21 protein-coding genes and 1 pseudogene are annotated in these 22144 nt (G+C 68.1%); 16 read left to right on the top strand and 6 right to left on the bottom strand.

Annotation, left to right across the window (positions count from 1 at the left end; genetic code table 11):
* Positions 1–124 precede the first annotated feature (124 nt).
* Positions 125–442 (bottom strand): annotated as a pseudogene (locus ABD104_RS01865) (sterol desaturase family protein); the annotation flags it as partial.
* A gap of 568 nt (positions 443–1010) precedes the next feature.
* Here ABD104_RS01865 and ABD104_RS01860 point away from each other — a divergent pair.
* The 3 genes from ABD104_RS01860 to ABD104_RS01850 are packed head-to-tail and all read left to right on the top strand — an operon-like array spanning position 1011 to position 2883.
* Positions 1011–1415 (top strand): group III truncated hemoglobin, encoded by a 405-nt coding sequence (locus ABD104_RS01860; RefSeq protein ID WP_343927052.1) that lies wholly within the window; start codon positions 1011–1013, stop codon positions 1413–1415.
* A complete protein-coding gene (locus ABD104_RS01855; protein WP_132978840.1) occupies positions 1406–1849 on the top strand; it encodes an RrF2 family transcriptional regulator in 444 nt (147 codons plus the stop codon). The genes ABD104_RS01860 and ABD104_RS01855 overlap by 10 nt, the downstream gene beginning before the upstream one ends.
* Positions 1846–2883, top strand: coding sequence for an NAD(P)H-dependent flavin oxidoreductase (locus ABD104_RS01850; protein WP_087840097.1), 1038 nt, complete (start codon positions 1846–1848; stop codon positions 2881–2883). The genes ABD104_RS01855 and ABD104_RS01850 overlap by 4 nt, the downstream gene beginning before the upstream one ends.
* A gap of 9 nt (positions 2884–2892) precedes the next feature.
* On the opposite strand, the gene ABD104_RS01845 is transcribed toward ABD104_RS01850, so the two are convergent.
* Positions 2893–4878: a protein-L-isoaspartate(D-aspartate) O-methyltransferase gene (locus ABD104_RS01845; protein WP_338619063.1), complete on the bottom strand. Its 1986-nt coding sequence runs from the start codon at positions 4876–4878 to the stop codon at positions 2893–2895.
* Positions 4879–5171: 293 nt separating this feature from the next.
* Here ABD104_RS01845 and ABD104_RS01840 point away from each other — a divergent pair, with 293 nt between their 5' ends.
* Both ABD104_RS01840 and ABD104_RS01835 read left to right on the top strand, forming a co-directional pair.
* Positions 5172–5528, top strand: a complete 357-nt coding sequence (locus ABD104_RS01840) for an SRPBCC domain-containing protein (RefSeq protein ID WP_087840095.1) — start codon at positions 5172–5174, stop codon at positions 5526–5528.
* Positions 5529–5648: 120 nt separating this feature from the next.
* Positions 5649–6797: a putative sulfate/molybdate transporter gene (locus tag ABD104_RS01835; protein WP_338619066.1), complete on the top strand. Its 1149-nt coding sequence runs from the start codon at positions 5649–5651 to the stop codon at positions 6795–6797.
* Here ABD104_RS01835 and ABD104_RS01830 read toward each other — a convergent pair.
* Entirely contained in the window at positions 6787–7842 is a 1056-nt protein-coding gene (locus ABD104_RS01830; protein ID WP_087840093.1) for an ornithine cyclodeaminase, read from the bottom strand. The genes ABD104_RS01835 and ABD104_RS01830 overlap by 11 nt on opposite strands.
* 9 nt (positions 7843–7851) lie before the next feature.
* Positions 7852–8751, bottom strand: coding sequence for a dimethylarginine dimethylaminohydrolase family protein (locus tag ABD104_RS01825; protein ID WP_371695184.1), 900 nt, complete (start codon positions 8749–8751; stop codon positions 7852–7854).
* A gap of 167 nt (positions 8752–8918) precedes the next feature.
* Here ABD104_RS01825 and ABD104_RS01820 point away from each other — a divergent pair, with 167 nt between their 5' ends.
* Together ABD104_RS01820 and ABD104_RS01815 are read left to right on the top strand one after the other, a co-directional pair.
* On the top strand, positions 8919–9338 hold the full coding sequence (locus ABD104_RS01820; protein WP_087840092.1) for an Lrp/AsnC family transcriptional regulator: 420 nt from the start codon (positions 8919–8921) through the stop codon (positions 9336–9338).
* Between the two features lie 9 nt (positions 9339–9347).
* Positions 9348–10205 carry a PhzF family phenazine biosynthesis protein gene (locus ABD104_RS01815; RefSeq protein WP_343927051.1) on the top strand — a complete coding sequence of 286 codons (858 nt, stop codon included), beginning with the start codon at positions 9348–9350 and terminating at the stop codon, positions 10203–10205.
* Between the two features lie 35 nt (positions 10206–10240).
* Here ABD104_RS01815 and arsC read toward each other — a convergent pair whose 3' ends face one another.
* Positions 10241–10609, bottom strand: coding sequence for an arsenate reductase (glutaredoxin) (arsC, locus tag ABD104_RS01810; protein ID WP_132978837.1), 369 nt, complete (start codon positions 10607–10609; stop codon positions 10241–10243).
* A gap of 161 nt (positions 10610–10770) precedes the next feature.
* Between arsC and ABD104_RS01805 the strand changes: the two genes are divergently transcribed.
* From ABD104_RS01805 to cyoD, 9 genes are all read left to right on the top strand, one after another.
* Complete coding sequence (locus tag ABD104_RS01805; RefSeq protein WP_132978836.1) at positions 10771–12012, top strand: MFS transporter; 1242 nt, start codon at positions 10771–10773, stop codon at positions 12010–12012.
* Complete coding sequence (locus ABD104_RS01800) at positions 12009–12503, top strand: NUDIX hydrolase (RefSeq protein WP_087840088.1); 495 nt, start codon at positions 12009–12011, stop codon at positions 12501–12503. Before ABD104_RS01805 ends, ABD104_RS01800 begins: the two co-directional genes overlap by 4 nt.
* 73 nt (positions 12504–12576) lie before the next feature.
* Positions 12577–13179: an HdeD family acid-resistance protein gene (locus ABD104_RS01795; RefSeq protein WP_343927050.1), complete on the top strand. Its 603-nt coding sequence runs from the start codon at positions 12577–12579 to the stop codon at positions 13177–13179.
* An 86-nt stretch (positions 13180–13265) separates the two neighbouring features.
* Positions 13266–14465 carry an ATP-binding protein gene (locus ABD104_RS01790; protein ID WP_087840086.1) on the top strand — a complete coding sequence of 400 codons (1200 nt, stop codon included), beginning with the start codon at positions 13266–13268 and terminating at the stop codon, positions 14463–14465.
* On the top strand, positions 14465–15019 hold the full coding sequence (locus tag ABD104_RS01785) for a response regulator transcription factor (protein ID WP_087840272.1): 555 nt from the start codon (positions 14465–14467) through the stop codon (positions 15017–15019). The genes ABD104_RS01790 and ABD104_RS01785 overlap by 1 nt, the downstream gene beginning before the upstream one ends.
* 234 nt (positions 15020–15253) lie before the next feature.
* A complete protein-coding gene (gene cyoA, locus ABD104_RS01780; protein WP_371695181.1) occupies positions 15254–16162 on the top strand; it encodes a ubiquinol oxidase subunit II in 909 nt (302 codons plus the stop codon).
* Positions 16163–16166: 4 nt separating this feature from the next.
* Complete coding sequence (gene cyoB / locus ABD104_RS01775) at positions 16167–18143, top strand: cytochrome o ubiquinol oxidase subunit I (RefSeq protein WP_087840084.1); 1977 nt, start codon at positions 16167–16169, stop codon at positions 18141–18143.
* Positions 18144–18273: 130 nt separating this feature from the next.
* Complete coding sequence (gene cyoC / locus ABD104_RS01770; RefSeq protein ID WP_087840083.1) at positions 18274–18909, top strand: cytochrome o ubiquinol oxidase subunit III; 636 nt, start codon at positions 18274–18276, stop codon at positions 18907–18909.
* Positions 18909–19253: a cytochrome o ubiquinol oxidase subunit IV gene (gene cyoD / locus ABD104_RS01765; protein ID WP_087840082.1), complete on the top strand. Its 345-nt coding sequence runs from the start codon at positions 18909–18911 to the stop codon at positions 19251–19253. The genes cyoC and cyoD overlap by 1 nt, the downstream gene beginning before the upstream one ends.
* 84 nt (positions 19254–19337) lie before the next feature.
* Here the strand turns inward: cyoD and mgtA are convergent, their stop codons facing one another.
* The gene (gene mgtA, locus ABD104_RS01760; protein WP_343927049.1) at positions 19338–22103 is read right to left on the bottom strand and encodes a magnesium-translocating P-type ATPase; all 2766 of its coding nucleotides are present in this window, start codon (positions 22101–22103) and stop codon (positions 19338–19340) included.
* Between the last annotated feature and the right edge of the window lie 41 nt (positions 22104–22144).

Raw genomic sequence — 22144 nt, 5'->3', positions numbered from 1 at the left:
CGTTGTCGGCATCGACCATGGGATCGCTGACGCCGGTCGGGCGGATCTTCTCGCCGTACAGCGCCGTGCCGAACAGGATGTCCCAGACGGGCAGGACCTGTCCGAAGTTGCAGTTGTGCAGCGAGGGGCGTTCGGGATCCCGTACCATGTGGTGCAGGCGATGGAACTTGGGATCGACCAGCAGGCGTTCGCCGATGCGGCCGAAGCCGAAGCGCACGTTGGTGTGCGACAGGTTCTGCACCAGTTCGCTCAAGAGGCCCAGCAGCGCGAACTCGGAAGGCTCCACGCCCATCGCCAGGCCGACGGTGGCCAGGATGAAGGATTGCAGCACGCCGTCGATATAGCTGCCGCGGTCGTTGGTCCAGCAGCTCATCTGACGCTGGCTGTGGTGCATGCTGTGCAGCGCCCACCACCACGGGATGGCGTGCTGGGCCCGGTGCATCCAGTAATAGACGCAGTCGTAGACCAGGTAATAGACCAGGAACAGCAGATAGGGATGGTCCTCGAACCACGGCACCCAGTGCTTGAGCCCGGAGGACACGGCGGGGCCGGCCTCGGCCTCGCCTCCCAGCCCGCCCAGCATGTTGGCGAACGGCGTCAGGACCAGGTAGCTGAACAGCGGGAACAGCCCCAGCAGCATCAGCAGCGTGTACAGCCGGTCGATGCGGGTGAGCCCTCGTTCCTCCCAGCGCTCGGCCGGTGCGAGGGTCTCCAGCGGGCGGAAGATGAAACCGATGATGAAGAGCTGCAACAGCGCGATCAGCAGCGCCTCGGAGATCTCCAGCGGATTGCCCGCGGTATCGGCGATGTGCAGGAAGACGACGGCCGGTTCGACGAGATGGGTGCTGACCCAGGCGATCAGCTGGGTCCAGAGCGATGCCAGGTAAGACATGGAAATCGGTATCGGATTCGACGCTGCGCATACTGTAGCACCCGGCCGGCCGGGACTGGCCTGGCCGGCTGGGGCAATGATAAGATACATCTCATATATATCTTATTGGGTGATGTCCATGCTCGACCTCAACCTGTGCACCGACGAGGAAATCGCCCGCCTCGTCGCCGCCTTCTACGCCCGGGTCCGGCGGGACGACAAGCTGGGCCCCATCTTCGAAGCCCATGTGGACGACTGGGACGGCCACCTGTCCAAGCTCACCGACTTCTGGTCCTCCATCCTGCGCGGCACGCGGCGCTACGGCGGCACGCCGATGACGCGGCACGCCGCCCTGCCCGACCTGGACGAGACGTTGTTCGCGCGCTGGCTGGCGCTGTTCGACCTGACGGCCGGAGAGCAGGAGAACCAGGCCATGGCCAGGCGGGCCCAGGTCATGGCCCGGCGCATCGCGCAAAGCCTGTGGCTGGGCTATCAGATGCATCGTCATCCCGATCGCCTCGCGCGCGAACTGCCATGCGCCTGACGGTCCAGAGCGACTACGCGCTGCGGCTGCTGATGCATGTCGGCGCACATGCCGACAGGTTGTGCACGATCGCCGAGGTCGCGCAAGTGCACGGCATATCCGCTGCCCACCTGATGAAGGTCACCCACCGGCTGGGCCAGCTGGGCTATCTGGAGACGGTACGCGGCAAGGGCGGCGGCATGCGGCTGGCCCGGCCGCCCGAGCGTATCGGCCTCGCCCAGGTGCTGCGCGACCTGGAACCGGACTTCCACCTGGTCGAGTGCCACGCCACCGGCAGTGCCTGTGTGCTGACCGGACATTGCCGGTTGACGGGCATACTGGATGCCGCGCTGCAGCGCTTCCTGCAGCACCTGGATCACTACACGCTGGCCGATCTGCTGCCGGCGGACGGACCTCCCCTCTTTTCCTCGTTTCCCATCAAGGCCGCGTCATGAATCTGCAAGAACTGCTGGGCATCGCCCTTCCCGTCATCCAGGCGCCCATGGCCGGTTCGCAGGCCAGCGCGCTCGCGATCGCCGTATCGAACGCGGGCGGCCTCGGGTCGCTGCCCTGCGCGATGCTGGGGCCCGACGCGCTGCGCGCCGAACTCGACAAGCTGCGCGCCGGCACCGACCGGCCCTACAACGTCAATTTCTTCTGCCATGCGCCGCCCGTTCCCGACGCCGCGCGCGAATCGCAATGGCGCCAGGCCCTCGGCCCGTACTACGCCGAATTCGGCATCGATCCGGCCGGCATACAGCCCGGCCCCGGACGCGCGCCGTTCACGGCCGAGATCGCCGACCTGGTCGAACCCTACCGGCCGCCCGTGGTCAGCTTCCATTTCGGACTGCCCTCGGCCGACCTGCTGGCCCGCGTGAAGTCATGGGGATCCAAGGTGCTGTCGTCCGCCACCACCGTCGGCGAAGCGCGCTGGCTGGAAGACCACGGCGCCGACATCATCATCGCCCAGGGCAACGAGGCCGGCGGCCACCGGGGCATGTTCCTGTCCGACGACCTGGATACCCAATCGGGAACCTTCGCGCTGCTGCCGCAGATCGTGGCGGCGGTGCGCGTGCCCGTGGTCGCGGCCGGCGGCATCGTCGACGCGCGTACGGTCGCGGCGGCGCGGGCGCTGGGCGCGGCCGGGATACAGGCCGGGACGGCCTATCTGCTGTGTCCCGAATCCACCGTCAGCGCCATACACCGCGCAGCGCTGAAACACCCCGCCGCGCACACCGCGCTCACCAACCTGTTTTCCGGCCGTCCGGCGCGCGGCATCGTGAATCGCGTGATGCGCGAACTCGGCCCGATGTCGCCGGCGGCGCCGGCCTTCCCGCTCGCGACCTCGGCCATCGCCCCCCTGCGTGCCAAGGCCGAAGCCCAGGGCTCGGGCGATTTCTCTCCGCTCTGGTGCGGGCAGAACCCCGGCGCCTGCCGCGAACTGCCGGCCGCCCAGGTCACGCGCGAACTGGGCGCCGCCTGGGGCTGACCCGCGCCGCTAGACGCCGAAGGGATAGGTCTCGGGCGCGCCCGCGCCCGGCCCGCCGGCCAGCGGCTGCACGGCGCGCGTCGTGTCCAGCCACAGCCACGCGTCGAACTGCCGGGACAGCGAGGCGTCGGCGTAGTGGCTCATCAATTCCGTTCCCGGCCGGTAGATCACGCCTATGTAGCGCTCCAGGCGCGGCTGCCGCAGCTCCTGCGCCAGCGCCTCGCCGCCCGGCGCCTGGAAGTCCAGCAGGAAGCGGGGAATGCCGCACTCGTGCGCCAGGCGCTCGACGCTGTCCTCGCGCGACGGGCGGACCTCCATGATCTCCATCCGCCCGCCCCAGTCGTGCGCGGCGGCCACCGTACCCGTGTGCGTGTCCATGCCCACCAGCGCGGCCGCCTCGCCCAGGTGTTCGCGGCACAACTGCCCGATGTTCAGCTCCCCGCGCGACTGTCCCATCTCAGTGGCGGCGGCATCGCCGATGTGCGAGTTGTGCGCCCAGACCACCGCCCTGGCCGTCGGCCCATGGGCCTCCAGCAGATGGGCCAGCGTCTCGTACATATGGGTGTCGCGCAGGTTCCACGACTCCGCCGTCCCGTAGTACATGGCCCGGTAGTAGCGCTCGGCCGCGGCCACCAGCCTGGCGTTCTGCGCCGCGTCCAGGAAGGCGCCATCCTGGCCTTGCGCATACTCCATGCGCCGGGCCAGCAGGTCCTTCAGTTGCGCCACCACTTGTTGCTCGCAGCCCCGGTAGCCATCGGTCAGCACGGCGCGGCCGTATACGGCCGGATCCTTCTGCCACGGCGTCAGGCAGCCATAGCGCTCGCGCGCCACACCGGCCGCCTCGGGATCGACCCGGTCCAGGTAGGCCAGGACCGCGCCGATGGAGTCCGACAGGCTGTACAGGTCCAGGCCGAAGAAACCGGTCCGCCGCGACATCGCCCGCCCTTCGTTGTGCGCCCGCAGCCATTCGACGAAGGCGGCGACGTCGGTGTTGCGCCACATCCAGCGCGGAAAGCGCTGGAAGGCCGGCATCGCCACGGCCAGGTGCGGCAAATGCCTGACGTGGCGGTCCACGGCCGCGGCGTCTGGCCAATCCGCTTCCACCGCGACGATGTTGAAGCCATGGTGCTCGATCAGGCGCCGCGTGATGGCCGCCCGCGCCTGGTAGAACTCGGACGTGCCGTGGCTGGCCTCGCCCAGCAGCACGACACGCCGGTCGCCCCAACGGTCGAACAGGCCCCGCGCGGCAGCCTCGTCCAACCCGGCAAACGCCTCGGCCCTGCGCCCCATGCGCGCGGAAAGGCTTTCGGCGCGGGGCGTAGCCGCGTGCTTGCTTGCCGCGCGCGTATCGTCCCACCCCTGTTCCCCCACCAGCGGCACGAAGCGCACCGGCCCCAGGTCCTCCCTGGCCAGGCGGCCATGGTCCCCGCGCACCATGCGCAACAGCCGCTGGCGCTCGCGGCTGGCGCCCACCGGCATGATCAGCCGCCCGCCCGGCGCCAGTTGCCCGACCAGCGCCGGGGGCACCTCCGGACCGCCGGCCGCGGCCAGGATCGCGTCGTACGGGGCGCCCTGCGGCCACCCCAGCGTGCCGTCCCCGACATGCACGTCCACGTTCGGGTAGGCGCGCAGGTTCTCGCGGGCCCTTGCTGCCAGTTCAGGCCTCAGTTCCACCGTTTCCACGCGGGCCGCGAGACCGGCCAGGACCGCCGCCGCGTACCCCGAGCCGGTACCGATCTCCAGCACCCGGTCGCGCGGATCCAGGCGCGCGGCGGCCGCCATCAGCGCGACGATGTAGGGTTGGGAGATCGTCTGCCCTTCCCCTATGGGCAAGGGCGTGTCGTCATACGCGAACTCGCGCATGTCGGCGGGCACGAATGCCTCGCGGGGCACCGCTCCCATCGCGGCCAGCACGCGCGCGTCCTCCACGCCGCGTCCCGCGAGCTGCCGCTCGACCATGCATGCGCGCCTGCGCGCCGATTCGGTCTCTTCCATGCCGGTCCCCTGCCGTGGTGGGCATGGCCCCAGCTTGGCGCCTCCGGCGGCATGGCGCATCTCGCGCGGTTAAAGATGCAACCTTCGCGCGCGCTCATCCGCCCGCGCCCGCGCCGGAACCGCGCGTCCCTGCCGGCGCCGAAACACTTTGTAGGCGATCGCGCCCGCCACGCCACCTATCCCGACATGGCTTCCGGGATATTGTGGACACTGTACACAAAATTCGCTACGCTGCGCGTCTCCCTGCCCGGCGATTCCGCCCGCCGGGTGTCCCGCAGCCAGGAAACTCCAGCATGAGCCGAACGATAGACGTCTCCACTATCCGGCATCTTCCCGTTCCCGCCGAGCACGCCTTCGACGCCTGCCTGGCCGCCATCGCCCAGCGGCGCGCCGTCGGCCAGGAGCGGGACCAGGGCGCGTACCTGATCGTGGACCGGCCGTATTGCGTGGCCTTCGAATGGCATGCGGCCAACGCCGCGCGCGCGGACGTCGTCACCGTCGCGCTGATCGACGCCGATCCCGGCTGCAAGATCAAGGTCACCCAGCAACTGGACGTCGAACACGCCTCGGATGCCGAACGCGTCCGCAAGGACTGGGCACGCATGCTGGACGGCATGTCCCGGGCGCTGCGCGCGCGGGCCTGCGCCTGAGGCCCAGCCGGGCCGCCATACGGCCCGCGTGTTTACACGCCTCGCAGCGTGGCCGACAATCGTCCTTTCCTTCGTCCGCATAGCCAGGGGGTCCGGGTGCAAGAGCCCGCCAGTCGCTCCGTGCCGCAACCGTCCGCCACGGGCAATCGCTACGACCGCATGGAATGGGCGGGCGCCTTCGGCGATCTCGGCACCCTGATTCCCTTCGTCGCCGCCTACATCGGCGTGCTCAAGCTCGATCCCTTCGGCGTGTTGTTCGCCTTCGGCCTGTGCATGCTGGCCTGTGGCCTCCATTACAAGACGCCCATCCCCGTGCAGCCCATGAAAGCCATAGGCGCGGTGGCGGTCACCCAGGCCGCCCAGACCGCGGTGGTCACCCCGGGAGCGGTCTACGGCGCCGCGCTCGCGACCGGCGTTGCCTGGCTGTTCCTGGGGCTGAGCGGCATGGCCGCCCGGGTGACGCGCCTGGTTCCGCCAGCCGTGGTCCTGGGCATCATGCTGGGCCTGGGCTTCGGCTTCATGCTGGAAGGCGTGAAAATGATGCAGACCGACTGGCCCATCGCGGCGCTGGCGGGCGTGGGCACATTGCTGCTGATGGGCAATCGCACGCTGCCCGCGATGTTCGTGCTGCTGATCTTCGGCGCGGCGGTGGGCGCCTGGCGCCAGCCCACGCTGCTGCATGAACTGGCGCAGGTTCCGCTGGGGCTGCCCGCGCCCTCGTTCGCCCTGTCGGACATCAGCTTGCACGAACTGGCGATCGGCGCGGCGCTGCTGGCCCTGCCCCAGCTCCCGCTCACGCTGGGCAATGCCGTCATCGCGGTCAAGGAAGAGAACAACCGCCTGTTCCCCCAGCGCCCCGTGTCCGAGAACGGCCTCGCGACCTCGACCGGCATCATGAACATCTTCAGCTCGGTGGCCGGCGGGGTGCCCATGTGCCACGGCGCCGGCGGCATGGCCGGCCATGTGGCCTTCGGCGCCCGCACGGGGGGCGCACTGGTCATCCTGGGGGTCATCCTGCTGGTGCTCGCGCTGTTCTTCAGCGCGGGGATCTCGCTGCTGTTCAAGCTGTTCCCGCTGTCCATCCTGGGCGTGATCCTGTTCCTGACCGGTGCCCAGTTGGCCCTGGGCAGCAGCGTCCTGCCGGCGGACAGGAACCAGCGCCTGGTGGCGCTGGCCACCGCCGCCCTGTGCATGTGGAACGTCGCCGCCGGCTTCCTGCTGGGCCTGGCGCTGCACGTGATGGTGACGCGCGGCTGGGTCAGGATGTAGCGGCCGCCGGCTCGGCGGCCCGGGCGTGGGCCGCCAGCAGCGCATACAGGTTGCGCGGATCCGCAAGGTCGGGCACCAGTTGCAGGTCCTGTCCGGCTCCGGTGGCGCGGGCCAGGTCCAGCAGGCAGCGCAGGGCCGAGAAGTCCTCCAACGCGAAACCCACCGAATCGAACACGGTTGTCTGCTCCGGCGTTTCCCGTCCCGGCTGGGCGCCGGACAGTACCTGCCACAGCGGCACCACCGGCGCGCCGGCCGGCAGTTGCTGGATCTCGCCCTCGATACGGGTCTGCGCCTCGTACTCCACCACGATGCGGGCCTGGCGCAGGATGGCCGGATGCAGTTCGGTCTTGCCCGGGCTGTCGCCGCCCACCGCGTTCACATGCGTGCCCGGCGCCAGCCATTGCGGCCGCAGCACCGAGGCGCGACGTTTGTCGGCGGTCGCCGTGGTCACGATGTCCGCGCCCCTCGCCGCTTCCTCGGCCGATCCGGCGGCCGTCACGCGCAGCCCCTCGATCCCGGCCAGATTGGCCATGAGCTTGTCGGTGGCGTGGCGGTCGATGTCGTAGGCGCGGATCTCGGTAATCCCGACCAGCGCGTGGAAGGCCAGCGCCTGGAACTCGCTCTGCGCGCCGTTGCCGATCAGCGCCATGGTGCGTGAGCCCGCGCGCGCCATGGCCCCCGCCGCCAGCGCCGAGGTGGCCGCGGTGCGCAGCGCCGTCGCCAGGGTCAGGTCCGCCAGCAGCAAGGGGTACCCGGTCGCGACGTCGGCCAGGACGCCGAAGGCCAGCACGGTGGGCAGGCCGCTCAACGCATTGCCGGGATGGCCGTTGACGTACTTGAACGCATAGCGCCTGCCGTCGGACACCGGCATCAGCTCGATCACCCCCATGCTGGAATGGTGCGCCACCCGGGCGCACTTCTCGAACTCCGGCCAGCGCACGTAATCGTCGCGGATGTCCCGCGCCAGCAATTCGATCATGCGCACCGTCCCGTATCCGGCGATCATGCGGGCCACCGCGGCCGCATCCAGATAGAGAGTCTTCATACGCCCTCCTCAGGCCGCCGCGGCCTCCCTGGCGCGCGCGGGCTCGGCGCCCTCGGCCAGGCTCGCGCGATCCAGGCGCAAGGTCATGCAATAGGCGCCCCCGCCGGACATCATGAAGGGCGCGAGGTCGACCGGCGCCACATGGTAGCCACGCTCGGCCAGCACCGCCCGCAGGCGATCGGAGGGCGTGGCCATGACGATCTCCCGGCCCACGCTGACCGCATTCACGCTGAAGCGTGCCAGGTCGTCTTCCGTGGCCTCGATCAGCAGTTCCGCCGGCACGCGTTCGCGCAGGTTGCGCAAGGCCTGCGCGGTCAGCGCGGGCGGGAAGTACAGGATCTCGCCGCCGGCCAGCGGACAGAAGCACACATCCAGGTGGTAGCAACGATCGGAGACCAGCTCCATCGCCACCGTTTCCTTGCCGAAGAATTCGCGGATGCGCGCCAGCGACTCGCGCGACGACCGCGGTCCGTACGCGGCCCAGAACCAGTGCCGGCGGGCATCCCAGATGGCGTCGCCCGCCCCTTCCTGGAAACAGCCTTCGGGAAACTGCGCGACCTCCGCCAGCAGGCCCTCGTCGCGCAGCGCGCGGAACATCGCCAGGAAAGCGGCTTCCTCGCCCTGGCGCTGCGGATAGCGGAAACGGGCCAACAGGGCACGACCATCGAGCACGATGGCCGCATTGGCGGGAAAGACCATGTCGGGCAGGCCGGGGCTGCCCGCGCGCACGACCACCTCGCAGCCGGCACGTGCCAGCGCGCGGCGCAGGGCTTGCGACGCTTCGTTCGCGGCGGCCGCGCATCCCTTGGGATCGCGCGCCCACGCATCGGGTTGCATCCATGGATTGATGCGATAGCTGACGTCGAAATACCGGGGTTCGACCATCAGGATCCTGGCTTCGGTCTTCACCGCGCACTCCTTTCAACCTGGGGCGGCCGGACTGGCCTTTGCCTTATTCTGCTCGTCCGTGCCGCCAAGAAGGAGTGCAAGAAACTGCGCATTTCTACCGACGGATTGCCATAACGCCAGACTCTGCTATCGTTTTGCCATCCTCACCCGCGCCGGGGGACACCATCATGGACGACGTCGACCATCGCCTGATCGCCCTGCTGCGCGACAACGCGCGCACGCCGGTCTCCACGCTGGCCCAGAAGCTCCGCGTCTCGCGCGGCACGGTCCAGAATCGGCTTGCCCGCCTCGAGGAACAGGGCATCATCGTCGGCTACACCGTGCGCCTGCGGCCTGACGCCGAACCCCGCGGCATACGCGCGTGGATGAGCATAGAAATCGAGGGCAACACGGCCCGCCGGGTCCTGCAGTCGCTGCGGGGCGAACCGGCCATCCAGGCCTTGCACACGACCAACGGCCGGTGGGACATCGTGGCCGAGTTGCGCGCCGGAAACCTCGAGGACTTCGACCGCGCGCTGGAACGCATCCGGTTGATCCCCGGCATCGCCAACACCGAAACCAATATCCTGCTTTCCAGCTACGTTTGACCCCGATCCATGACGACACCGCTCCCCTCTCTCCACGATTTCAGCCAGGTCGACGTGTTCACCGCCGTCCCGCTGCAAGGCAACCCCCTGGCCGTGGTGCACGGCGCCGACGATCTCGATGAAACGCGCATGGCCGCGCTTGCCCGCTGGACCGGGTTGAGCGAGACCACCTTCCTGCTGCGCCCCACCCAGGACGGAGCGGACTACCGGGTACGCATCTTCACGCCGGCCGGCGAACTGCCTTTCGCCGGCCATCCCACGCTGGGCAGTTGCCATGCCTGGCTGCGGGCCGGTGGCCAGCCGCGGGGAGCGGACATCGTGCAGGAATGCGGCGTGGGCCTGGTCCGGATACGGCGCACGCAGGGGCGCCTGGCATTCGCGGCGCCACCGCTGCGCCGCGCGGGCGACGTCGATCCGGCCACGCTCGCGCAGGCCGCGCGAGGCCTGGGCATCGCGCCCGATGTCATACGCGCCGCCAACTGGGTGGACAACGGACCGGCCTGGATGGCGGTCATGCTGGCCACGCGCGCGCAGGTCCTGGCGCTGAAGCCGGACCACGCACCCATGGGCACGCTCAAGATCGGCGTCGTCGCGCCCTGGGATCCCGCTCTGGATGGCACCGAGGCGCAGTTCGAGGTACGCGCCTTCGCCCCCGGCCTGGGCGTGCCCGAGGATCCCGTGACCGGCAGCCTGAACGCCGGCATCGCGCAATGGCTGATCGGCGCCGGGCTCGCCCCGGGCCGCTATGTGGCCAGCCAGGGCACCGCCCTGGGCCGCGCCGGCCGGGTGCACGTCAGCCGGGAAGAAGATGACATCTGGGTGGGCGGCGACGTGGCCGACTGCATCGAAGGCCGGATCCTGCTCTAAGGCCAGTACCTTGCGTGGATCAAGCGAGCCTCTTTTTAGCGGGAACTGGCCCCAGGCAGCAGCTCCAGCACCGTCTCCATCGGCCGGCACAGCCGCGTGCCGAGCGGCGTCACGACGATGGGGCGGTTGATCAGGATGGGATGCTGCATCATGAAGTCGAGCAGTTCGTCGTCGCTCCATTTCGGATCGCCCAGCCCGAGCTCCTCGTAGGGACTGCCCTTGACCCGCATCGCCTCGCGTATCGGCAGGCCCATCGCGGCGATCAGGGATTTGAGCGTGTCGCGGCTGGGCGGCGTCTTCAGGTACTCGATCACGGTGGGCTCCAGGCCGCGCTCTTCCAGCAGAGCCAGGACCTTGCGCGAGGTGCCGCAGGCGGGATTGTGATAGATGGTGATGTCGCTCATGGGGCCTCCGTCGTGATTCCTGCACCGCGGTCCCCGGAAGGAACCGCGTTCGAGCCCCGCATCATAGCCCGCGTCCGGCGGCCATGTTTTTGTGCACTGCAACCTGCACCTGCTAAGCTATCGGACCCGCATTCGCGCCCCCGCGGCCATATCTCCCCTCCATGCACGCCCCCGCCTCCCCGACCGCAGCACTTCCCGATTCCGCCGCCGCTTCCTCCCGGCCGCCCTCCTTCGGCCGCGCCCTGCTCGCGCTCGGATTGGGCGGGTTCGGCATAGGCACCGGCGAATTCGTCATCATGGGGCTGCTTCCCGACGCGGCCCAGGATCTCGGCATCTCCATCCCGACCGCCGGGCACCTGATCAGCGCCTACGCGCTGGGCGTCGTCGTGGGGGCGCCGGTGCTGGCGGTCCTGGGCGCCCGCATGCCGCGCCGCGCGCTGCTCGTGGCGCTGATGGTCTTCTTCGCGCTGGGCAACTTCGCCAGCGCGGCGGCGCCCGGCTACCTGTCGATGATCCTGATGCGCCTGATGACCGGCCTGCCACACGGCACCTACTTTGGCGTAGCCGCCCTGGTGGCCGCGCACCTGGCGCCGGCGGGCCAGCGCGCGCGTGCCGTGGGCTACGTCATGCTGGGCCTGACCGTGGCCACGCTGATCGGCGTGCCGCTGGCCACGGGCCTGGGTCAATGGCTGGGATGGCGCGCCGCTTTCGCGCTAGTGGGCGTCATCGGCGTCCTGGCCTCGCTGCTGGTCTGGCGCTGGATTCCGGACATCCCCGCCAGCGAAGGCGCCAGCCCCTGGCGCGAACTCGGCGCGCTGCGCCGCAAGCAGGTCTGGCTGACGCTGGGCATAGGCGCGATCGGCTTCGGCGGCATGTTCGCCGTGTTCAGCTACATCAAGCCCACGATGATGGAACTGGCCGGCCTGCCGGTGCACGGGATCCCCTTCGTTCTGGCGCTGTTCGGCGTGGGCATGGTCACCGGCAACCTGGCCGGCTCCCGGCTGGCGGACAAGGCGCTGATGCCCACCATAGGCGGGCTGCTGGTCTGGTCGGGGCTGGTGCTGGGGCTGTTCTGCCTGACCGCCTCCAGCATCTGGCTGGGTGCGTTCAACGTCTTCCTGATCGGCACCGTCGTGGCCATCGGCCCGGCCTTGCAGATCCGCCTGATGGACGTCGCAGGCGACGCGCAGACGCTGGCCGCGGCCCTGAACCATTCGGCCTTCAACCTGGCCAACGCGCTCGGCGCGTGGCTGGGCGGCCTGACGATCTCGGCCGGCCTGGGCTGGGCCTCCACCGGCTGGGTCGGCCTGCTGCTGGCCGCGGGCGGCCTGGCCATCTTCGGCCTGGCCTGCGCCGACATGCGCCGCGCTCCCTTGCCCGCCGGCCGGACCGGCCATTCATGAGCGGCGCCGCGCGATCCACCCCGGCCCGCGCGTCGAGCGCCGGCCTGCTGTTGTATCGCCGCGGCGCGCATGACTGGGAAGTCCTGCTCGTCCACCCCGGCGGCCCGTTCTGGCGCAGGCGCGACGCCGGCGCCTGGTCCATCCCCAAGGGCGCGCCCGAACCCGGCGAGGACGACGCGGCCGCCGCGCTGCGCGAATTCCACGAAGAAACGGGCACCCTGCCGGCCGGCACGCCCGTGCCGCTGGGCCGGGTCCGGCAGAAAGCCGGCAAGGAAGTCGTGGCCTTCGCCCTGCAAGGCGATTTCGACCCCGCCACGCTGCGCAGCAATACCTTCGAACTGGAATGGCCCCCGCGCAGCGGCCGCCTCCAGGCCTTCCCCGAGGTGGACCGCGCCGAGTGGTTCGGCCTGGATGCCGCGCGCGAAAAGCTGATCGAGGGGCAGCGCCCCCTGATCGAGCGGTTACAAGATTTGCTGGGCGCCCCCGGCTAGACGCTGGTACCGTACGAGGTGGATACACCGCGTATGGGGACGCGCGGCGTGCCGAACCACGGAGGGAACAGACATGGCAGATGCTCCAAATCCCGCGCCTGTGCCGGGTGGCGTCGACTTGACCGGAACCTTGAAAGCGCTGGGCGCCCGCTGGGGCTGGTTCGTCGCGCTGGGCGTGCTGACGCTGGTCCTCGGCTTCGTGGCCGGGGCCTACGTCCTGGCCGCCACCGTCGCCAGCGTCCTGTTCGTCGGCGCCATGATGCTGGTCGCGGGCATCGGGCAACTGGTGCAGGCCTGGCGCGTGAAGGACTGGCGCGGCTTCCTGTTCTGGACGCTGGGCGGCCTGCTCTACGCCATCGCCGGCGGCGTGGCCCTGTACAACCCGCTGGCAGGCGCGGCGGTGCTGACGCTGCTGCTGGGAGCCTTCCTGATCGCCTCGGGCGCGCTGCGCCTGTGGATCTGGTTCCAGCATCGCGGCCAGCGGGGCTGGGGCTGGCTGGCGCTGTCGGGCGCCGTCACGCTGCTGGCCGGACTCCTGGTGGCCATGGGCTGGCCCGAGAACAGCCTGTGGATACTGGGCCTGCTGCTGTCGCTGGACCTGCTCTTCCAGGGCATCACGCTCATCATGCTGGGCCTGGCGCTGCGCCGGGGCCAGCCGCCCGCCTCCCAGGCCTGAACGCGCGCCGCCTCCCGGCGGCGTCCACTGCTCGTGCGTCATAATGGAGCTTGCCGGCGCGTCCGCCGCCGGCCATCTCCCATCGTATGAGCCGCACAGAAATCTCCTTCCTCCGCACGCTGTCCAGCCTGCGCTGGCTTGCCATAGGCGGCCAGGCCGCCACCATCTTCATCGCCAGTGGCCCCCTGGGCGTGGACCTGCCCCTGGGCATGCTGTGGAGCGGCGTCGCCACCCTCGTGCTGTTCAATCTCTACGCCGGCTGGCGCCTGCGCACCGGCGACGAACCCTCGCACGCGACGGCCTTCCTGCACATGCTGGTCGACATCGTCGTGCTGGCGTGGATGGTGGCCTGGAGCGGCGGCATCAGCAATCCCTTCGGCCTGCTGTTCCTGGTGCTGATCGCCCTGGCGGCGATGGCGCTGCCGAACCGCTGGGCCTACGCCACCGCGGGCGCGGGCGTGGTCGGCTACGCCGCGGCGGCCATCTTCGGCCATCCGCTGCACGCCCCCGGCGACGCCTACGAACTGCTGCTGTGGGGCATCGCAGCCAGCTTCCTGATCTCGGTCAGCGTCATCCTGATCTTCTCGACCCGGCTGGCCGCCGACCTGCGCAACCGTGAACGGGAACTGGCCGACCTGCGCGAACGCTTCGCCCGCAACGAAGGCATCGTGGCACTGGCCACCCACGCCGCCTCGATGGCGCACGAGCTGAACACGCCGCTGGCCACCATGACGCTGCTGGCCGACGAGATCGCCGCCCAGGCCGACACCGACGACCTGCGCGCCGACACCGAGATGCTGACCGAGCTGCTGGCCCTGTGCCGGGAACGCGTGCGCAATCTCGCTGTCCCAACCGAGGTGGAACTGGAACGCGTGGTGGAGCAGTGGAAACTGGTCCGCCCCACGGTCGAACTGCACCGCACCGGCGTCCTGCCGCGCGGCCTGCGCGTCGAGCCCTCGGTCGCCCACCTGCTCCAGGCCCTGCTGAACAATGCCGCCGATGCCGGCGTCCAGGCCGGCGCCCCCTACGTAGACCTGCACCTGGAATGCAAGGGGGGCATGGTGCGCGGCGTGGTGCGCGACTATGGACGCGGCCTCAATCCCGACCAGCCGCTCCTGCCCGCCACGCTGTTCCGCAGCGGCAAGCCCGGCGGCCTGGGCGTGGGCCTGGCGCTGTCGCACGCCACGGTCGAACGCCTGGGCGGCGAGATGACCATGACCGCCGCCGAGGGCGGCGGCGTGCGCATCCAGTTCCAATTGCCCGTGGAAACCACTGTGACCTCATGATGACTGACCTGGATATCGGCCTGCTGGTCGACGACGACGAACTCTACCTGCGCACGCTGCAGCGCAGCCTGGCACGGCGCGGGCTCGAAACCCGCACCGCCACCACCATCGCCGAGGCCCTGCGCATCGCCGACGAGATCCGCCCCGGCTTCGCCCTGGTCGACCTCAAGCTCAGCAGCGACGACTCCGGGCTCACGCTGATCAAGCCGCTGCGCGCCCTGCGCGCCGACATGCGCATCCTGCTCGTGACCGGCTACGCCAGCGTGGCGACCGCCGTCGACGCCATCAAGCGCGGCGCCGACGACTACCTGCCCAAGCCGGCCACGGCCGACATGATCCTGCGCGCGCTGGGCCTGGAGAAGGCCGAGGCCGTCACGGTGGAATCGACCATGATCCCCCTGCACCGCCTGGAGTGGGAGCACATCCAGCAGGCGCTGCACGAAACCGGCGGCAACGTCTCGGCGGCCGCCCGCCTGCTCAACATGCACCGGCGCTCGCTGCAGCGCAAACTGGCCAAGCGGCCCGGGCCGGAGCGGGGTCCGGAACCCGAATAAGCGCCCGCCAGGCGAACACCGGTGCGACATATTGTCGCAGGGCTATTCCCTAGGCCCCACGGTCACAATTCGCCACAAATGGTGCGATGCAAGGCGCGCCCGGCCGCGCCGTTCCGGGGGACCGCTGCCAACCCCCGCCGCGCGCGACTATTTGTCGCAGGCCCCCTCTAGGCACGTTCAGTAGGATGCGGAACTGGCGGATTTCGCCAACGTTTCTACACACCAAGGCTGGACGTGAGTAAATCCTTCTTCGCGAACGCGGGACGCACATTGTGTGTCGGCGCCATGATGTTGCTGCTGGCTGGCTGCAACATGGACATCCTGAATCCCAAGGGCGACATCGGCGCCCAGGAAAAAACCCTGCTCCTGACCGCGACCGGGTTGATGCTGCTGGTGGTCGTGCCGGTCATCATCCTGACCCTGTGGTTCGCCTGGAAGTACCGCGCCTCGAACACCCAGGCCAAGTACGACCCCAAGTGGTCGCACTCCACCGCCATCGAAGTGGTGGTCTGGACCATTCCCTGCATCATCGTCGGCATCCTGGCGGTGCTGACCTGGAAGAGCTCGCACGAGCTGGATCCCTACCGTCCCCTGCAGTCCGAGGTCAAGCCGATCGAGATCGACGTCGTATCGCTGGACTGGAAGTGGCTGTTCATCTACCCCGAGTACAAGATCGCCACCGTCAACGAGATCCAGTTCCCGGTGGACACGCCGGTCAACTTCCGCATCACGTCCGCCTCGGTCATGAACTCCTTCTTCATCCCGCAGCTGGGCAGCCAGATCTATTCCATGGCGGGCATGGAAACGAAGCTTCACCTGATCGCGCGCGAAGCCGGCACCTACGCGGGCATCTCGGCCAACTACAGCGGCTCGGGCTTCTCGGGCATGCGCTTCAAGGCCATCGCCAGCAGCCAGGCGGACTTCGAGCAGTGGGTCCGCAACGCGCAGGCGTCGCCCAGCAAGATGACGCCCGAGGCCTACCAGGCGCTGGTCTCGCCCAGCGAGCACGAGCCCGTGGCCTACTACTCGGGCGCCGAGCCCAACATGTTCGACGGCATCATTTACCAGTACATGGCCTCCGCAGGCATGGATACCGGAATGTGCACGCCTGCCAACACCCCCAAGATTGCCTTGTCGGAGTAAATCGATGTTCGGGAAACTGACCCTGGATGCCATTCCGTACCATGAACCCATCGTCATGGTCACGCTGGCCGCGGTCGTCATTCTGGGCGCCGCCATGCTTGGCGCCGTCACCTATTACGGCAAGTGGACCTACCTGTGGAAGGAATGGCTGACCACGGTGGACCACAAGCGCATCGGCATCATGTACATCATCGTGGCGCTGATCATGCTGCTGCGCGGATTCGCCGATGCCATCATGATGCGCACGCAGCTGGCCATCGCCTCGAGCGACGCGGCCGGCTACCTGCCTCCCCACCACTACGACCAGATCTTCACCGCCCACGGCGTGATCATGATCTTCTTCATGGCCATGCCGTTCATCACGGGCCTGATGAACATCGTCGTGCCGCTGCAGATCGGCGCCCGCGACGTGGCCTACCCGTTCCTGAACTCGCTCAGCTTCTGGCTGTTCGGCGGCGGTGTCGTGCTGATCATGATGTCGCTGTTCGTGGGCGAGTTCGCCGCCACCGGCTGGCTGGCCTATCCGCCGCTGTCCGGCCTGGACTACAGCCCGGGCGTGGGGGTCGACTACTACATCTGGGCCTTGCAGCTGTCAGGGCTGGGGACCACGCTCAGCGGCATCAACTTCATCGTCACCATCCTGCGCATGCGCGCACCCGGCATGACGATGATGAAGATGCCGGTGTTCACCTGGACCGCGCTGGTCACCAACATCCTGATCGTCGCCGCCTTCCCGGTGCTGACGGCCACGCTGGCGTTGCTGACCGTCGACCGCTACCTGGGCATGCACTTCTTCACGAATGACCTGGGCGGCAACGTGATGATGTACGTGAACCTGATCTGGATCTGGGGCCACCCCGAGGTCTACATCCTGATCCTGCCCTGCTTCGGCGCGTTCTCGGAAATCATCGCCACCTTCTCGCGCAAGTCGCTGTTCGGCTACAAGTCCATGGTCTACGCCACGGCCGCGATCGGCGTGCTGTCGTTCCTGGTCTGGCTGCACCATTTCTTCACCATGGGCTCGGGGGCCAACGTCAATGCCTTCTTCGGCATCGCGACGATGATCATCTCGGTGCCCACGGGCGTGAAGATCTTCAACTGGCTGTTTACGATGTATCGCGGCCGGGTCGAGATCACCACGCCCGTGCTGTGGACGCTGGGCTTCATGATCACCTTCGTGATCGGCGGCATGACCGGCGTGCTGATGGCGATCCCCGCGGTGTCGTTCGTGCTGCACAACAGCCTGTTCCTGATCGCCCACTTCCACAACACCATCATCGGCGGTGTCGTGTTCGGGTGTATCGCCGCCATGGTGTACTGGTTCCCCAAGGCCTTCGGCTTCAAGCTGAACGAACGCCTGGGCAAGTACTCGTTTTGGTGCTGGTTCATCGGCTTCTTCATGGCCTTCATGCCGCTGTACATCCTCGGCTTCATGGGCATGACGCGCCGCCTGAACCACTACGACAATCCGGCCTGGCAGCCGTACCTGATCGTCGCCTGGGTGGGCGCGGTCATCATCGCGCTGGGCATCTTCTTCCTGCTGCTGCAGATCTTCGTCAGCATCCGCGACCGCAAGAAGAACGTCGACTTCGACGGCGACCCGTGGGGTGGCCGTACGTTGGAATGGTCCATTCCCTCTCCTCCGCCGTTCTACAACTTCGCAAAGGTGCCCCAAGTGTCCCACCTCGATCAGTTCTGGCATGACAAGGAAACCGGCGTCGCCTACCAGCGTCCCGCCCACTACGAAGACATCCACATGCCGCGCAACACCGGCGCCGGCGTCTACATCGGCGTGGCGGGCACCCTGCTCGGCTTCGCCCTGGTCTGGCACATCTGGTGGCTGGCGGGCCTGGGCCTGGCCGGCATGATCGGCGCCTTCATCGCCCGCGCCTACGACCGCGACGTGGACTACTACGTCAAGGCCGACGAAGTGGCGCGTATCGAGAACGCCCACTACGAGTCGCTGAAGCAGGCGGCGTAGAGCCCCCCCCCTACGCGCTTACGCGCGCCCCCCAGGGGGCGATGCGGGTGGACCGGCAAAGCCGGATCCACCGCATCCTGGGTCGTGTAGCAGTGTGTCGGTGCGAAGCGCCGGTTTTATAAAGATCAATATGAGTAGCGCAGCAATTCTTCATACGCATCGCCAGGATGGTGGCGATCATCATGCCCATGGGGGGCATGAGCATCACGACGATGGGTCCAAGACCGTACTGGGGTTCTGGATCTATCTGATGAGCGACTTGCTCATCTTCTCGGTGCTGTTCGCGACGTTCGCCGTGCTGTCGGGCGCGACCGCGGGCGGGCCGCATGGCAGCGAGCTGTTCGACCTGTCGTTCGTGCTGACCGAAACCATGCTGCTGCTGGTCAGCAGCGTGACCTTCGGCATGGCGATGCTGGCCATGCATGCCGGGCAGCGCGGCAAGGTGCTGGCCTGGATGGCGGTGACCTTCCTGTTCGGCGCCGGCTTCATCGGCATGGAAATCTATGAGTTCCATCACCTGATCGCCGAGGGCGCGGGTCCGCAGCGCAGCGCCTACCTGTCGGCCTTCTTCACCCTGGTCGGCACCCACGGCCTGCACGTGACTTCGGGCCTGATCTGGATGGCCGTGATGATGCACATGATCAGCCGCCATGGCCTGGACGCCATCGTGCGCCGGCGCATGGCCTGCCTGAGCCTGTTCTGGCACTTCCTGGACCTGGTCTGGATCTGCGTGTTCACCTTCGTCTACCTGATGGGAGCCCTGTAATGGCGCAACACTCCTCCACCGCCGAAGGCCACGATTCCCACGCCAGCCACGGCTCGGTCAAGTCCTATCTGGTCGGCTTCGTCCTCTGCATCGTGCTGACCGCGCTGTCCTTCGGCGTGGTAATGACCGGCGCACTGACCGGCTTTGCCGCCGTCTCGGCCATCGTCGTGCTGTGCGTGCTGCAACTGCTGGTCCAGCTGGTGTTCTTCCTGCACATGGGCACCTCGCCCGAGCAGCGCGAGAATCTGTCGTCCTTCGTCTTCACCGTGCTGATCATCGCGATCATCGTCGGCGGCTCCGCATGGGTGCTGCACAACATGAACGCGAACATGATGCCGATGTAGGTCCCCCCCTACGCGCTTACGCGCGCCCAGAATGGTGGGCCCCCAGCCGCTACGCGGCAGCCCCCCAAAACAGGCTGGCGGGGGTTACTGCCAGCCGTAGCGACGCACGTAGATGCCCTTCATGGCCTGGGTCAGTCCCATGTAGGCCAGCAAGATCGCCGGCAGGAAGGCGAAGTACAGCGGCGGCAGCGCCTGCAGCTTGAAGTAGTGCGCCAGCGGCCCCATGGGCAGGAAGATGCCGATCGCCATGATGGCGGCCGTCATCGCCATCAGCGGCACGGCGGCGCGGCTCTGGATGAAGGGGATCCTGGGCGTGCGGATCATGTGCACGATCAGGGTCTGGGTCAGCAGCCCCACCACGAACCAGCCCGACTGGAACAGCGTCTGGTGCGCGGGCGAGTTGGCGCCGAACACGAACCACATCATCGCGTAGGTCGTGATGTCGAACACCGAGCTGATCGGCCCGAAGAACACCATGAAACGACCGATATCCCCGGGCTGCCAGCGCTGCGGCTTCTGCAGCAGTTCGTCGTCCACGTTGTCGAACGGGATGGCGATCTGCGAGATGTCGTACAGCAGGTTCTGCACCAGCAGGTGCATGGGCAGCATGGGCAGGAACGGGATGAAGGCCGAGGCCACCAGCACCGAGAACACGTTGCCGAAATTCGAGCTGGCCGTCATCTTGATGTACTTCAGCATGTTGGCGAAGGTGCGGCGCCCTTCCTGCACGCCCTCCTCCAGCACCATCAGGCTCTTTTCGAGCAGAATGATGTCGGCGGCTTCCTTGGCGATGTCCACCGCCGTGTCCACCGAGATGCCAATGTCCGCGGCGCGCAGCGCCGGTGCGTCGTTGATGCCGTCGCCCAGGAATCCCACCACGTGGCCGTTGGCCTTGAGCAGACGCACGATGCGCTCCTTGTGCGCGGGGGTCAGGCGGGCGAAAACGTTGTAGCGCTCGACGGCCTGCGCCAGCTCGCGATCGCCCATGCCTTCGATGTCGCCGCCCAACAGCATGCCCTGCTGCGCCAGCCCCACCTCGCGGCAGATCTTGGCCGTGACCAGTTCGTTGTCGCCGGTCAGCACCTTGACCGCCACGCCGTGCCGCGCCAGCGCCTCCAACGCCGGCGCGGTGGACTCCTTGGGCGGATCCAGGAACGCCACGTAGCCGATCAGGGTCAGGTCCCGCTCGTCGGCCACGCCGAAGGTTTCCTGCGCCGGCGGCTGTTCCCGGGCCGCCACCGCGACCACCCGCAGCCCTTCCCCGTTGAACCCGGCCGTCACCCTGCGGATGTCCGCCAGCACGGCGGGCGTCAGAGCCTCGGTGCCCTCGCCGTGGCGCACCCGGGTGCAGACCGACAGGATTTCCTCGACCGCGCCCTTGGTGATGATCAGGTGATGGTCGTCATGCTCGGCCACCACCACCGACATCCGGCGCCGCTCGAAGTCGAACGGAATCTCATCCACCTTGCGGAAATTCGCGGCGGGTTCCAGTTCGCGCTGCATCTCGGCGTGTTCCAGCACGGCCACGTCCAGCAGGTTCTTCAGCCCCGTCTGGTAGTAGCTGTTCAGGTAGGCCAGCTCCAGTACGGCATCGGAATCCTCGCCCCAGGCATCGACGTGCCGGGCCAGGAAAATGCGGTCCTGCGTCAGCGTCCCGGTCTTGTCGGTGCACAGCACGTCCATCGCGCCGAAGTTCTGGATGGCATCGAGCCGCTTGACGATGACCTTCTTGCGCGACAGGAACACCGCGCCCTTGGCCAGCGTGGAAGTCACGATCATCGGCAGCATCTCGGGCGTCAGGCCGACCGCGATGGACAGCGCGAACAGCAGCGCCTCCATCCAGTCGCCCTTGGTGAAGCCGTTGATCAGCAGCACCAGCGGCGCCATCACGAACATGAAGCGGATCAGCAGCCAGCTCACCTTGTTGACGCCGGCCTGGAACGAAGTTTGGCCCCGGTCGACGGCGGTGACGCGGCCGGCCAGCATGCCGAAATAGGTCTGGTTGCCGGTGCCCACCACTACCGCCGTGGCCGCGCCCGAGACCACGTTGGTCCCCATGAACAGGATGTTCTCCAGCTCCAGCGGGTTCACCGTTCCGGCGTCGCGATGCAGCGCGAACTTCTCGACCGGCATGGCCTCGCCCGTCATCGCCGCCTGCGATACGAACAGGTCCTTGGCCGACAGGATGCGGCAATCGGCCGGAATCATGTCGCCCGCCGCCAACGCGATCACGTCGCCCGGCACCAGCAGCCGGATCGGCAGTTCCACCCGCCGGGCCGCGCGGGCACGCAGGTGGACGCCGTAGTACTGCTCGAAAAGCCGTGCGGCGTCCTCGGTAGCGTCGCGCCGCACCACCGTGGCGGTATTGCCGACCATGGCCTTGAGCGCATCGGCGGCGCGGTTGGACTTGCCTTCCTGCCAGAAGCGCAGCAGCGTCGACAGCACGATCATCGTGCCGATGACGAGCGCGGCCTTGGTGTCCTCGGTCAGATAGGAGATCGCCGCCAGCAGGGTCAACAGGAGGTTGAACGGATTTCTGTAGCAATGCCACAGATGCCTCCACCAGGGCAGCGGCTTCTCGTGTTCGACCTCGTTCGGGCCCACGCGCTCGCGTATGGCCGCGGCCTGGCTCTCCGACAAGCCGTCCTCGTGACTGTCCAGGTGCTTCAGCAGTTCGCCGGCGTCGGCCTTGGCCGCGGCAACCAGGATTTTCGTCAGGCCCGGCGGCAGCTCGCGGCTGACGCCGGTGCGGGCCAGCGTGTCCAGCAGCGCCAGCCGGCGGAAGTGGCGGGAAATGTGGCGGGTGCGAAGAAAACCCGCGAAAAAGGCCTTGAGCAGCATGAAGTTCATTTTTCTTCTCCGGTTCGGCCTGCCTGCTTCACGCTGCGTCG

The organism is Pigmentiphaga daeguensis (assembly GCF_039523035.1).
In the GTDB taxonomy this organism is placed as follows: domain Bacteria; phylum Pseudomonadota; class Gammaproteobacteria; order Burkholderiales; family Burkholderiaceae_B; genus Pigmentiphaga; species Pigmentiphaga daeguensis.
The sequence above is the reverse complement of the archived record's forward strand: the minus strand, read 5'-3'. Positions and strand labels throughout refer to the sequence as shown.